13 protein-coding genes are annotated in these 12,880 nt (G+C 70.3%); 8 read left to right on the forward strand and 5 right to left on the reverse strand.

Translation table 11 applies throughout. The annotated features are described in order from the left end of the window. Positions 1–65 precede the first annotated feature (65 nt). Complete coding sequence (locus ACZ4V6_RS27490) at positions 66–3,020, forward strand: carbohydrate binding domain-containing protein (RefSeq protein ID WP_467832546.1); 2,955 nt, start codon at positions 66–68, stop codon at positions 3,018–3,020. Positions 3,021–3,575: 555 nt separating this feature from the next. After that, entirely contained in the window at positions 3,576–4,103 is a 528-nt protein-coding gene (locus ACZ4V6_RS27495; protein WP_467832548.1) for a hypothetical protein, read from the forward strand. 45 nt (positions 4,104–4,148) lie between these two features. On the opposite strand, the gene ACZ4V6_RS27500 is transcribed toward ACZ4V6_RS27495, so the two are convergent. Both ACZ4V6_RS27500 and ACZ4V6_RS27505 read right to left on the reverse strand, forming a co-directional pair. Next, entirely contained in the window at positions 4,149–4,340 is a 192-nt protein-coding gene (locus ACZ4V6_RS27500) for a DUF397 domain-containing protein (RefSeq protein WP_467832550.1), read from the reverse strand. Further along, positions 4,337–5,224 (reverse strand): helix-turn-helix domain-containing protein, encoded by an 888-nt coding sequence (locus ACZ4V6_RS27505; RefSeq protein ID WP_467832552.1) that lies wholly within the window; start codon positions 5,222–5,224, stop codon positions 4,337–4,339. The genes ACZ4V6_RS27500 and ACZ4V6_RS27505 overlap by 4 nt, the downstream gene beginning before the upstream one ends. Positions 5,225–5,545: 321 nt before the next feature. Between ACZ4V6_RS27505 and ACZ4V6_RS27510 the strand changes: the two genes are divergently transcribed. The 4 genes from ACZ4V6_RS27510 (at position 5,546) to ACZ4V6_RS27525 (ending at position 7,949) form a co-directional block, all read left to right on the forward strand. Next, positions 5,546–5,770, forward strand: coding sequence for a DUF397 domain-containing protein (locus tag ACZ4V6_RS27510; protein ID WP_109541727.1), 225 nt, complete (start codon positions 5,546–5,548; stop codon positions 5,768–5,770). A gap of 86 nt (positions 5,771–5,856) precedes the next feature. After that, complete coding sequence (locus ACZ4V6_RS27515; protein ID WP_467832554.1) at positions 5,857–6,324, forward strand: hypothetical protein; 468 nt, start codon at positions 5,857–5,859, stop codon at positions 6,322–6,324. A 101-nt stretch (positions 6,325–6,425) separates the two neighbouring features. Continuing rightward, the gene (locus ACZ4V6_RS27520) at positions 6,426–6,902 is read left to right on the forward strand and encodes an ATP-binding protein (RefSeq protein WP_467832556.1); all 477 of its coding nucleotides are present in this window, start codon (positions 6,426–6,428) and stop codon (positions 6,900–6,902) included. A 51-nt stretch (positions 6,903–6,953) separates the two neighbouring features. Further along, positions 6,954–7,949: a hypothetical protein gene (locus tag ACZ4V6_RS27525; protein ID WP_467832557.1), complete on the forward strand. Its 996-nt coding sequence runs from the start codon at positions 6,954–6,956 to the stop codon at positions 7,947–7,949. Positions 7,950–8,057: 108 nt separating this feature from the next. Here ACZ4V6_RS27525 and ACZ4V6_RS27530 read toward each other — a convergent pair whose 3' ends face one another. Continuing rightward, on the reverse strand, positions 8,058–9,380 hold the full coding sequence (locus ACZ4V6_RS27530; protein WP_467832559.1) for a hypothetical protein: 1,323 nt from the start codon (positions 9,378–9,380) through the stop codon (positions 8,058–8,060). A gap of 335 nt (positions 9,381–9,715) precedes the next feature. On the opposite strand from ACZ4V6_RS27530, the gene ACZ4V6_RS27535 reads away from it, so the two are divergent. Together ACZ4V6_RS27535 and ACZ4V6_RS27540 are read left to right on the forward strand one after the other, a co-directional pair. Continuing rightward, positions 9,716–10,003 (forward strand): hypothetical protein, encoded by a 288-nt coding sequence (locus ACZ4V6_RS27535; RefSeq protein WP_467832847.1) that lies wholly within the window; start codon positions 9,716–9,718, stop codon positions 10,001–10,003. Continuing rightward, complete coding sequence (locus tag ACZ4V6_RS27540; protein ID WP_467832832.1) at positions 10,000–10,464, forward strand: transposase family protein; 465 nt, start codon at positions 10,000–10,002, stop codon at positions 10,462–10,464. The genes ACZ4V6_RS27535 and ACZ4V6_RS27540 overlap by 4 nt, the downstream gene beginning before the upstream one ends. Positions 10,465–10,511: 47 nt before the next feature. Here the strand turns inward: ACZ4V6_RS27540 and ACZ4V6_RS27545 are convergent, their stop codons facing one another. Together ACZ4V6_RS27545 and ACZ4V6_RS27550 are read right to left on the reverse strand one after the other, a co-directional pair. After that, positions 10,512–10,880 carry a VOC family protein gene (locus tag ACZ4V6_RS27545; protein ID WP_467832561.1) on the reverse strand — a complete coding sequence of 123 codons (369 nt, stop codon included), beginning with the start codon at positions 10,878–10,880 and terminating at the stop codon, positions 10,512–10,514. Positions 10,881–11,057: 177 nt separating this feature from the next. After that, positions 11,058–12,713 (reverse strand): N-6 DNA methylase, encoded by a 1,656-nt coding sequence (locus ACZ4V6_RS27550; RefSeq protein WP_467832565.1) that lies wholly within the window; start codon positions 12,711–12,713, stop codon positions 11,058–11,060. Positions 12,714–12,880: the final 167 nt, after the last annotated feature.

Genomic DNA, 12,880 nt, shown 5'->3' on the forward strand with positions numbered 1-12,880 from the left:
CGTCAAGGTCTCCGCCGGCGTCCGCACGGCAGCCGGCCCTCCCCCACCGCATTCTGGAGACGCGCATGAGACGCCGCCGCTCCCTCGCCCGCCCCTGGGCGGCCGGAGCTCTCGCCGCAGGCACCCTCGTCCTGCCCCTGACCACTCCCACCGCACCCGAGGCCGCCGCCGCGCCCGCCACCTCGGCCACCGTCTTCTACTACACGAAGACCAAGAACTGGACGGACCACTACCTGCACTACGCCCCCGACGGCGGAAGCTGGACGACCGCCCCCGGCACCCGCATGGAGGCCGCCTGCACGGACTGGGTGAAGCTCACCGTCGACCTGGGATCCGCCGCCGGGCTGAAGGCCGCCTTCAACGACGGCAAGGGCGTCTGGGACAACAACGGCGGGCGGGACTACGCCCTGGGCACCGGGGACATCACGGTCAAGGACGGCGTCGTGGCGCACAGCGACCCGTGCGCCGCCTCCCCGGCGCCCGGCACCGAGGCGACCGTCTACTACTCCACACAGACGCTCGGCTGGACCACCGCCAACCTGCACTACCAGCCCGCCGGCGGCTCCTGGACCACCGCGCCCGGCGTGGGCATGGAGGCCGCTTGCGCCGGCTGGTGGAAGCGGACGGTCGGCCTGGGCTCCGCGACCTCGCTGAAGGCGGCCTTCAACAACGGCAACGGGGTCTGGGACAACAACAACGGCTCGGACTACGCCCTGAAGGCCGGGACGAGCACGGTGAGGAACAACACCGTCACCGCGGACGCGAAGGACCCGTGCGCCGCCGAGGAACCCGACACCGAGGCGCCCACCGCCCCGGCCGGCGTCCGGGCGAGCGCAACCGGCACCTCCGTGGTCCTGTCCTGGAACGCCGCCACCGACGACACCGGCGTGACCACGTACCAGATCACCCGGACCGGCGGCACCAGGGGCACCACGGTCACCGACGTGACCTCCACCGTGCTCTCCGACGCCGGCCTGGAGGAGAACACCGCCTACACCTACACGGTCAGGGCCCTGGACGCGGCCGGCAACGCCTCCGCCGCCTCCGCCCCGGTCTCGACGACCACCGGGAAGAAGCCGTCCACACCCCCCACGGGCGCCCCGCTGGGCACGGACCCGCGCAAGGACCCGATCTACTTCGTCATGACCGCCCGCTTCAACGACGGCGACAGCTCCAACAACCGCGGCGGCAACCAGCACACCAGGTCCGGCAACGCGGCGAACGACGACCCCATGTTCCGCGGCGACTTCAAGGGCCTGGTCGAGCGGCTCGACTACATCAAGGCCCTCGGCTTCTCCGCCGTGTGGATCACCCCGGTCGTCCTCAACCGCTCGGACTACGACTACCACGGCTACCACGGCTACGACTTCTACAAGGTCGACGCCCGCCTGGAGTCGGCCGGCGCGACCTACCAGGACCTGATCGACGCGGCCCACGCCAAGGGCATGAAGATCTACCAGGACGTCGTCTACAACCACAGCTCCCGCTGGGGCGCCAAGGGACTGTTCACGCCGACCGTGTACGGCGTGCGGGACGACCAGTGGAGCTGGCTCTACGACGAGAAGAACGCGGGCTTCGAGTACGACGGCCTCACCATCGAGACCAAGTCCGGCAAGTCGTACTACAACGGCGACCTCTGGTCCACCGCCGAGCCGGCCGGCAACACCTGCCTGAACTGGGGCAGGCCCACCGGGGCCAAGAGCCCCGAGGGCTACACGATCTACAACTGCCAGTGGCCGAACCCCACGTCGGGCATGTTCCCCAAGACGTACTACCACAACTGCTGGATCGGCAACTGGGAGGGCGAGGACTCCCGTTCCTGCTGGCTGCACGACGACCTCGCCGACTTCGACACCGAGTCGGCGCCCGTGCAGAACTACCTCATCGGCGCCTACGACAAGTACATCGACATGGGCGTCGACGGCTTCCGCGTCGACACGGCCGTCCACATCCCCCGCGTCACCTGGAACCGCCGCTTCCTGCCCGCGATCCAGGAGCGCGTCACCCAGAAGTTCGGAGCCGGGGCCGCGAAGAACTTCTTCGTCTTCGCCGAGGTCGCCGCCTTCGTCAACGACAAGTGGAACCGGGGCTCGGTCAACCACTCCGCGCAGTTCTACACGTGGAAGGAACGCAAGGAGTACAGCGCCGACGACGAGAAGGCGGCCCTCGAGCAGTACGACTACGAGAACGGCCAGGGCACGGGCAACCAGCCGACCTCGAACAACGCCTTCCTGAACGGCAACAGCTACCACGCGCCCGACCACAGCAGGTTCTCCGGCATGAACATCATCGACATGCGCATGCACATGAACTTCGGTGACGCGTACAACGCCTTCGGCAACGGCAAGGACTCCGACGACAGCGTCAACGACGCCACCTACAACGTCGTCTACGTCGACAGCCACGACTACGGCCCCAACAAGAGCAGCGAACGCTACGCCGGCGGCACCGACGCCTGGGCCGAGAACATGTCCCTGATGTGGACCTTCCGCGGCATCCCCACGCTCTACTACGGCTCGGAGATCGAGTTCCAGAAGGGCAAGAAGACCGACTGCGGCCCCACCTGCCCCCTCGCCACGACCGGACGCGCCTATTACGGCGACCACCTGGCCGGCTCCGTCACGGCCTCCGGTTTCGGCACGGTGGCGTCCGCGAGCGGCGAGGTCGCCACCACCCTGGACCAGCCGCTGGTGAAGCACCTGCAGCGGCTGAACCAGATCCGCCGGGCCGTCCCGGCCCTCCAGGCGGGCCAGTACTCCACGGAGGGCATCTCGGGCGGCATGGCCTTCAAGCGCCGGTACACCGACGGCGGCACCGACAGCTTCGCGCTCGTCACCGTGTCCGGCTCCGCCACGTACACGGGCATCCCGAACGGCACCTACCGGGACGCGGTCACCGGCGACGCCCGCACCGTCTCCGACGGCAGGCTCACCGTCGGGGCACCCGGAAAGGGCAATCTCCGCGTCTACGTCCTCAACGGCCCCGGGAAGATCGGAAAGGACGGCCCCTACCTGAAGTAGGCGCGTCCCGTCCGCGCCGGCGGAGCGCCACCTCGGCGGACCGCAAGCCGTACCACCGACGAGACGCGCCGCCCGACGCCCCGCGGGCAGCCGCCGGCCCGGTCGCACCGGATCAACCCGATGCCACGTTGACAACGTCAACGCAGGTGCACGATCCTCTTCAACCGGGACGGTGTACGCTCCCTTGCGGGACGCACCCACCGCGCACGCAAGGGGGTGAAACGGGGAGGGGCAGTGGACCTGGAGACGGTCGGCGGACGGTCCCGGATCACACGGGCCGTGGGGCGCGGGAACACGGACGAGGTACACCGGGCCGAAGAAGGCGCACGGCGGGTACCGCACCAAGAACCTGATCCTCGCCGAGTACGACCGCATGACCGCCGCCGGCCTGACCCTGGAGAACCCCCTCACCGAGGGCGAGTCCGGTACTTACCGCTCCCCCCTCACCCCGCCCCCCGGTCAGGGCCCCCGCCACGACCGACCTGCCCCTGGGGCGGCCCCACCCGGTGGCCGCCCCAGGGGCACGCCCCACCGCTCGACCAAGGAACAACGCACGTGGTACGTCGAAGCCAGAGCAGCAATCCTCGTTCGGTCGTCGTCCTGACCTCGGGTACGGACTGGGGCACCCGTGCCGCCGGGCAGAAGCGGAGCAGCGGGGCCGAGACCCCGATACCCCAACGGCAGCCCGCGAAGATCAGGGCCTTGCAGCAAGCCGTCAGGCTGGCCAATCTGGCCATCGACAAGAAGAACTGGACCGCAGCGCGCTACGCGCTCAGCCGGGCCCGCGCCCTGACCAACGCCCTCCCCGCCAACGTGGCCGTTCGAGAACGCGAGAAACTCTCAGCGGCACGCAAGAGGTACGCGGCGCGCAACACGCCGGCCGCGAAGAACGCCAGGCAGGCGAAGGCGGCACCGGCCAAGCGTGCGGGCGGCAAGAAGCCCGCCCCGAAGAAGTCCACGGCGAAGAGCACCGCCCAGCAGCCGAAGCCCGCGCCCGTGCGCGACCTCGGCGACCGCTTCATCAACCGCGCGGCCCTCGGCTACGACCCTACGAACGAGACCAAGGGCTCCCGAACGCGGTGAGGGCGTGCCGTCCGCCGCTCCAGCAGACGCACGCCCCCAAGTCGCTCAGCGCTCCGACGCGAACCGTACGAACCGCCCCCAGCCTTCGCGGCCGACGGCGAAGGACGGGCGGGTCACGTCCTTGGAGTCCCGTACGTGGACGGCCTGTTCGGCGATCGCGATCTCCACACAGTCGTCTCCCTGGGTACCGCTGTAGCTGGACTTGAACCAGGCGAGTTCCGACGTACCGCTGCTCATAGCTCTCCTCGCAGTCGCTCCAGCAGGGCCCGGGATTCCTTGGGGTTGAGGGCCTGCGAGCGCAGTGTGTCATAGCGTCGACAGAGCAGACTCATCTCTTTCGCGTCGGAGATCAGCCGTCCGTTCTGCTGCCCTTCGGAGTACCCGAGGCGCCGCCCCTCCGGGGTTTCCAAAATCCGCATAGGCCCGTCCAGGCACCCGTGGAACTCCAACTCCACCGGCACCACTTGAAGCGTCACGTTGCGCGGCGCGGTCAGCTCAAGCACATGGTCCAGCATGTTCGCCTGGACCTGCGACCCACCCAGCCCGCGCCGGAAGACCGACTCCTCCACGATGAAGCCGAACGGCACGGTCGGCCGCTCCCGCATCATCGCCTGCCGTTCCATTCGAGCCGTGACCTGTGCCTCCGTCTGTTCGTCGGTCAGCAGCGGGATGCTGTTGTCGAACACCGCCCGCGCGTACGCCTCCGACTGCAACAACCCCGGCACCAACCGGCACTCGTACGTGCACAGGCTCACCGCCTCCCGCTCCAGCCGCGCCCACCGCCGGAACCACGCCGCCAGCCCCGCCTCCCCCCGCGTCAGATGCCGCGCGGCCTTCCGCAGCGCACCCGTGTTGCCGAGGGCCTCCTCCGCCCGCTCCACGAACGCCTCGTCCGGCATCCTGCGCCCCAACTCCACCGACTCGACCGTGTGTTTCGAGTACCGGACCTGGGCGCCGAGGTCGGCCCGGCTGAGTCCCGCGTGCTCGCGCAACGCCTGGACGACGGCGCCGAACGTCCGCAGGCTGTCCGACGGATGCGGTTCCCGCTCCCACTCCCCCGCCGGAACCGCCCGTGCGCCGGCGCTCCCGGCCGCCTCCCCCTCGACCCCGACCACGTCCATCCGCCGCCCCTTTCCTCTCCTGCGTGCCGCGCACCACGACGGCTCCTCACGCCGCCCGCGCCCACCTCCAGGCTGGCGGATCATCAGACGTACCGTCCACTCTTCGTGTCCGTACGCTGACTCAGCGTACGAGGTGCCACACTCGTCTCCGCTCCCGTCCGACCGCCACCCTGAGGTCACGGAGAGCCAGGAGAAACCGTCCGCGTACGCCGCTCACCTGCGGAAACACCCGGACGGCCGTCTCCCCTCCCGTGCACTCCCGCCCACCACGGGCGGCAGCGGCCGGACCCGGCCGCGTCGGACGAGCTGGAAGGTGCAGTCATGCGGAACGGAACCAACCTCTACGCGCTCGACATCAGCGGGGCCTCGTTCACGAAGGCGTGCGGCGGCCCCTGCACCGAGGGGTGCGTGACCCTGGCCCGGATCGGCGAGGACGCCTGGGCGCTGGGCGACAGCAAGCGGCCGGACGCGCAGCCGCTGCGGTTCACCACCGAGGAACTGGACGCGGCCGGCATCGACCCGGCGCGCTTCGGCCTCGGCGCCTGACCCTCCCCCCTCCCCTCCCCGCCGCCGGCCGGACCGGGTCCCTCCCCGCGTCCGGCCGCCGGCGCTCCTCGAAACGGGAGCAGCACGTGCACCACCACGCCTACCTCTGGACCGGCCCGAAGGCGCGCTTCGACGACGAGGCCCTGCGGCGGCCCCCGCACCCCGAGCCGCCGCCGGCCGGGAGCAGGCCGGAACTGATCGAGCGCTACCGCCAGGTGGCCGCGGAGTTCGCCACGTCGGACCTCCCGCCCCTGGAGACGGCGTACTGGCTCGTCAAGCCCCGCTCACTGGTGCGGGGCACCTGGGACGAGGCGAAGGAGGCGGCGGCCTGGCTCGGTGAGCGACTGGCGGAGTACGCGCCCCGGTTCGCGTCGGAGGCCGACCGGGACACCGCGCGCCTGGCCCGCCTGGTGGACGCCGCCGCCGAACGCCTGCGCTCGGGCGCCGACGCGTCGTACGGCCACTACCTCGAACGCCCCTCGTACCTCTCCCTGGCGGTGGTCACGTGCTCCCCGAACCGCGCGGCCCCCGAACTGCCGTGCCCCTGCGCGTAGAGCACCCGGCGCGCACCGACTCCTGCCCGTCTCCGTACGCTCACTCCGCGTACGGGGCGCGGCACTCGCCTCCGCCCGCTCCCGGCCGCCACTCTGGCGTCATGAACCACGCGACACCCCAAGTCGGCGCCCCTGTCAGCACCTTCACGCAACTGCTGTCCTCCACCCGGCGCGGCGCCCGGCTCGCCCGGCTGCTGGCCGTGACCGAACTGCGGTCATGGGACGTCCCGCAGGACCTGACGGAGCGCGCCGAACTCGTCGTCGCGGAGCTGGCCGCCAACGCCGTCCTCCACGGCCGCGTGCCCGGCCGCTGCTTCCGGCTGACGCTCGTCCTCGACCCGGCCACCGGCCGCCTCCGCATCGAGGTCAGCGACGCCCGCGGAGACCTCCCCCCGCTCCCCCTCCTCACGGACACCGCACCCGACCCCCTCCTCACCGGCGGCCGCGGCCTGACCCTCGTCACCGCCCTCGCCGACCGCTGGGACACGGTCCCCTACCCGCCCGGCGGCAAGACCGTCCGGGCGGTGCTGTCCGCACCACCACGGTGCCAGGTCCAGGCGGTTCAACCCAACGGGTGATCACAGCCCAAAGGCAAAAGAACGTTCCCGATCCACGCATAGGTTCCGATCATGCCCAACGTAAGTCACGACACCCTGCACGGCTTTCTGCCGGGACGTCCGAAAGCGCTGAACCGTGCGCTGGACCTCCTGGGACTCGACATCCCGCCCGATGTCACCACCGAACCCCTCCCGACGGACGCCTCCGGCGCCCCGAAGATGTTCACCCGGCACATGGACACCGTGCTGCGGGTGATCCGTCCCGACGGGGGTGATCCGTTCATCCTGCTGCTCGAGGCACAGAACGGCGTCGAGCCGAAGAAGGAGACCTCATGGCCGTACTACGTCGCCTACCTGCGTGACCGGTACAAGCTGGAGGTCGTCCTGCTGGTCCTGTGCGTGGACACGGCGACGGAGGCATGGGCGGCCAGACCGCTGAGCACCGGCGTCGGGCGCCCCACCCAGATGACGGTTCCCCATGTGCTGGGACCGGGCAGCGTCCCGCGTGTGAGTGGGGTTCAGGAGGCCGCTGGAGACCTCGACTTCGCCGCGTTCTCCCTGTGGATCCACAGCAAGGACCCGGACATCGAGGGCATACTGACAGCGGTGGGCGAGGCACTGGCCCAGGACACGGACCGCGAGGCGCGGGACGACCTGGCGGGACTGATCGAGGACGGCCTGGGCAGCGAACACGCCCGGAAGATCTGGAGGAACCTGATGAAGACCCTCTTCACCCCGAGGCAGGGCACCATCGTGGGCGACGCCCGTCTCGCAGGACAGGAAGAAGGACGCGAGGAAGGACGTGCGGCCGGTAAGGCCGAGCAACTGCTGCGCCTGCTGGAGCGCCGCGGCCTCCCGCTGACGGAAGAGACCCGGCAGCGCGTCACCACCTGCACGGACATGCCGGTCCTGGATCTCTGGTTCGACCGCGCCATCGACGCGACCACCCTCGACGAGGTCTTCGCCGCTCCCTCCACCGCGGACCGGGTCCCCACACCCGCCCAGAGCCCGGAGCGGACCGGAACCCTGGACCAGGCTCCGCAGCTCTCCAAATCCTCGGCCGACTGACGAAGGCGCACACACGGAGGGACTTGGTGGTGCGGCACCCGTCAGCGGGCCGCACCACGACGTCCGTCACCTGCGCGACGGCAAGGAACCGCCGCCCCTTCCGCGCGCCTACGCCTCCGCGGGCAGCGCGGGGAACACGACCACCGAACCGTCCCGGTCGCGGGCGATCTCGATGGCCACGTCCGTCGGGCGGCCGTTGACCGCGACGCCGTCGCCCAGGCGGCGGAGCTGGTACGCCGCGCGCAGGAGCCGGTCGACCTCACCCGTGGTGAGAACGGGGCGCTTACTGTTCGGGCGCGCCAGCTCCAGCGCCGACAGACGCACCAGCACACCGGCGATGCCCGACTCCAGCTCGTCGAGACGCCGCTCGTCGTCCTTGAGGGCACGGGCGAAGTTCTCGAACAGGTTGTCGGGCTCGCTCTGGGCCCGCTCGACCGCCTGGAGGACGTTGACGCGCCGCTTCAACGCGATCGCCAGCGACGCCAGTTCGAGGTGGGTGCGGAACGTGCCGCCCTGTTCCTCCACGCCGGGGAACGCCTCGGTCAGCGTGCCGATCTCGACGGGCTCGCCGGCGGGCAGCTTGTCGAGCGCGCTCCGCCAACGGGCCAGCCGGATGTCGGCCTTGCTCAGTGCCGTGTCGATGGCGTGCACCGCCGAGTCGAGTCCCAGCGAGACACCGAGCTTGCCCTGGTCGAGCAGGACGGCCGTGGCCTTGTCGATGGCGGGACGGCAGCCGTTGAGTGCGCTGTGCTCGTCGTCGAGCTTGTCGGCCTGGAGCTGCTCCAGCAGGTCCGTGATGTGCTCGATGGCCTGCTGCCGCTTGCGGTCGGCGTGCGCGCTGACCCCGACGGCCACCGCCATGAGCACGAGCGGAGCGGCCACGGTGAGCACCGTGCCACCCGCGGCCGCGGCTCCGGCGGTCGCGCCGGCACCGCCGACCGTGCCCGCCGCCGCCGCTCCCGTGACCGGCACGAGCTTCGGATTGGCGACGATCTGGCCCGTCGTCGTTCGCACGAAGGTGCCGTAGATCTCGCCGGTCGATCCCTTCGGCACCATCGGGCGCACGAGGCCCTGCCCCCACTCGGCGGCGACCTTCGCCGGGATCACCATGCGATACAGGGTCTCGCCGGAGGCCGTCGCCTTGGCGGCCGTGGCGGAAGTCTTCGCCGACTCGGTGATGAGCTGCGACAGGTGCTGCGCCAGGGGGCTGGCGGCATCGAGCGGGATGCCCCGGCCGCGGTCGAGCTTGTCGGGCAGCGGGTGCGCCTCAAGTGTGGCGATCGGCTGGTCGGCCAACGCGGCCAGTACTCCCCGGAGTTCATCCAGCCGCTCCGCCGTCATCGGCCCGTCCTCGAACACCGCCGGCACCTGGACATCACGTGTCGCCAGCGTCCAGACCGGAACATTCGTCGCCTTGCGGTAGTCGATCATCGTCCCCCCAACTCATCCCCACGTCAGCCCGCGGTTGACGTCCCAGGAGAACGGTATAGCCGAATCACGGCGCCATGTGTCACTCGCTCCGCATCGACCGCCTCCCGACGCAGCGGATCGGTGCGGGTCGGCACGAGGACGACGGCCGGAGCCCGCGTAGTGGCCGGAAACCGTGAAGGTCGAACTACTGCCAGCATAACTCTGTTGACAGTGCCAACGCACCCTTCTACGGTTCCAGCGTTGCTTGACCATGCGGGGGCCGGTCACGGGGAACGGTCCTCTCGTCCGGACCGCGGACGAGCCGCACAGCGTGTCACTGGTTGGGGGATGGTTCGATGCGGAACCGGGTACGTCTCAGCGGCGGCTCGAGCCGGCAGACGGACTTCCGCCGCAGGACCACGGGCCGCCCCGTGCGCACCGCCATGGACGTCGCCCGCCTCCACCGGAACCTCAACCACATCCTCTTGGACCTTCAGCGGGCCGTGGAGAGATACGCGGTGGCCGAGGCGACCGGCCTGTACTCGCCGGCCTGGTCCCAGGTGGCCGAGGCGCCGCCCAGCGAGACCAGGAATCAGCGGGAAGAACTTCCGGTGTTCAAGAAGGTGCTCAACTCCGCGTCCTGACTGGAGGAGGGGCGTCTACGTGCGGCGACGGCCGATGTCCGGCAGGAGTCCCCGACCCGGCAGCGCTCCACGGTGCGTCCGGGTGCCCGCCCGGTCGAGCGGCCGCCCGGCCCGGCCGCACCCACGACATCACCGCCGCCCGCCACGACCGCATCCTGGCCCACCTGCGTGCTGCCGGCCTCGGCGCCCTGGCCGACCTGGGCTTTGTCGGCCTGGACGACGACGGGGACGATCCCGTGGTCGTCACCGGTTTCAAGGCCACCCGCGCCCGCAAGCTCACACCCGCAGAGAAGGGGGCCAACCGAGTGTTCGCCGCCGGACGCGCCCCCGTCGAACGCGGCTTTGCCCACCTGCAGAACTGGCGGATCCTCACCAAACTCCGCACCGGCCCCGCCCGCGCCACCCACCTGCTTCGCGCGCTGCTCGTCCTGGCGAACGTCGAGGCCACTACTGGCAAATGATCTCCACCGCAGGCAGCCCGCGACCAGCACAAGCACCTGGAACAGCGTCACTGAGCCGGGATCGGCTGGGTGAGATTCACAGGGTTGCCGTCCGGGTCCTGGATGTGGACGACGCGCTGTCCCCACGGCATGTCGTTGGGGCCGCCGCGGACCGAGCCGCCCAGCGCCTCCACCCGACCGAGCGTCTCCTCGACGTCGTCGACACCGATGCCGAGCAGGATCCGCGACGCCTCCCGGTCCCCCGGGTTCGCCTTGGCCACCAGCCCGAGGTCGGTGTCGCCGATGCGCAAGCCGAGGTAGAACACCGGGCCTTCCTCCGGTACCCGGAAGATCTCCTCGGCGCCGAACAACTTCGTGTAGAAGCCGAGCAGGACGTCGTGGTCGGCAGTCAAGATCACTGGCTGGACGGTGGACATGGCACTCCTGTCGAGAACGGTCGTGTCGCTGGGTGGACCGTTCGAGGACGGTGAACTCATCGGCAAGACCGCCCTGCCAGACGATCCACACCACAGACTGCCGCCCGCGACCAGCACGAGCACCCCGAAACGGGGGCACACCACCCCGCTGACCAGCCACTTCAAGAGGGCGGAGCTTCATTCCTCCGGAGACAGGGCACCCGTGGCGAGGCCGTCGCGGGCGACTTCGGCAAGCTGCCGGCTCAACTCGTCGACCTTGCGCATTCCCTCCTCGAACGCGGACAGGGCCCGGAAAGCAGAGCCGTACCGACGCTGATCGTCGATGCCCATGCTGGGGACGCGTGCACCCCTGCCGTCGAGACGGTAGGTCCCACTGGTGCTGGTGGACCGGCGGGCGTTGACGGAGCTGCGCAGGAACCCCCGCAGGTAGTCCGTGTCGAGCTGCTCGCTGGCCGAGACCGGTTCCGAGCCCTCGTACGTGACCAGTCCGGCGCGGGCGAGATCCGCGACGCTGGTGGCGGCGCCGTCCAGGGAACCCGGCCCGCCGCCCGGCACGAGCTCAGGCAGGAGCACGGCGAGCTGACGGACCTTCTCTTCCAGCTCCTCGCGCAGGGCGGCGTATTCACCGGGATAGTCCCTGTGCCGTGCCCGTAGGTGACTGCCAGGAGTCAGGTCGACGGTGTCGTCGAGGAGCTCGATCAGCGGCACGTCGGTGACCTGGTCGGGGCGCGGTTCCAGGCTCCCGTCGGGGCTGTTGTCGGTCAGGTCGACCAGGCGCACGGTGTGGTGCGTGTCTGCGGCTCCCGCGCCCTCGGGGCGTCGCAGACACCACAGATGGACGGGTAGGGCATGAGAGGTCGCCGTCCCCGGCGGCAGGGCGACCACCTGGCGCACGATGCCTCGGCGTACGAGTTCCGCCCGGATGCGGCGGCCGGCTTTCCGGTAGGCGACCGAGGCCGGCATGACCATGATGACCTGGCCGCCGGGCCCGGTATGCGCGTAGGCGTGCTGGAGCCACGCGAGCTCCCCTTCGGCCTTGGAGGGGGTGCCGAGTTCCCAGCGCGAGTCGAGCAGCAGTTCCTCCCGCCCCCACTCGGTCACGCCGGCCGGCGGGTCGCAGACGACCAGGTCCGCCTTGAGGTCCGGCCATTCGTCCGCACGCAGGGAATCACCTGCCACGATGCGCACACCCGAGCGCCCCAGGAGGCCGGCGCGGAGTTGCGCGAAACGAGCACTGTCAGCATCCGCCTCCTGACCGCGGCAACGCGTTCCCTCTTGGGCCGCAACGGACAGGAGGAGCACCCCGATCCCGCATGCGGGATCGAAAACCGTGGCATTGGCCGGTAGTTCAGGAGCGAAGTGACGCACTGCACGCACCACGCGTTCGGAGGTCACCTGGTCCGATCCCGCACGCCGGGCGGAATCCGTGAAACGTTCCGTCAGCCCGTTCAGGAGGTCGACGGACCCTTCGCTCCGGGCGAGCCTCCGCACACGGGTGGCGATGTCGTCCGGCAGCACCAGCTCATGCTCTCCGGCCAGCATTCCGGCCACTCCGGCAAGTCCCGTGACCATCTGCTCCCCGTACGCGGCCCGCATGGCCTGCCACAGTTCGACCTCGGGTGACACCTCTTGGCCTTTGCGCTGCTCGTCCAGCCAGGCCTGGACCTCGGCGAGCGCGTAGAGCGGACTGTTCGCGGCACCTCCCGCCGGCGCCGGGAAGTCGTCGTAGCGCCGACGCCAGTTGGAGACAGCGGCCCGGGTGACCCCCGCCAACCGAGCGATCTCGGAACCGGTGACAAGAGGGCCGACCGATGAAGCGGCATTGTCCGTCATATCCCCAGCGTACACGGGCCGCAATCCGCAACCCAGAAGGGAGCGCATTGACGTTGTACACGGACTTACAGAAGCCTCTTGTGTGTACTCGGCTCTTCGGAGCCCAGTGCGATGCTCCTGCCCCCGCCCTGCGGCCCTCGACCACCTCCCTTCCGAGAGGAAGCCGG

Source organism: Streptomyces sp. NPDC029152, from assembly GCF_055564355.1.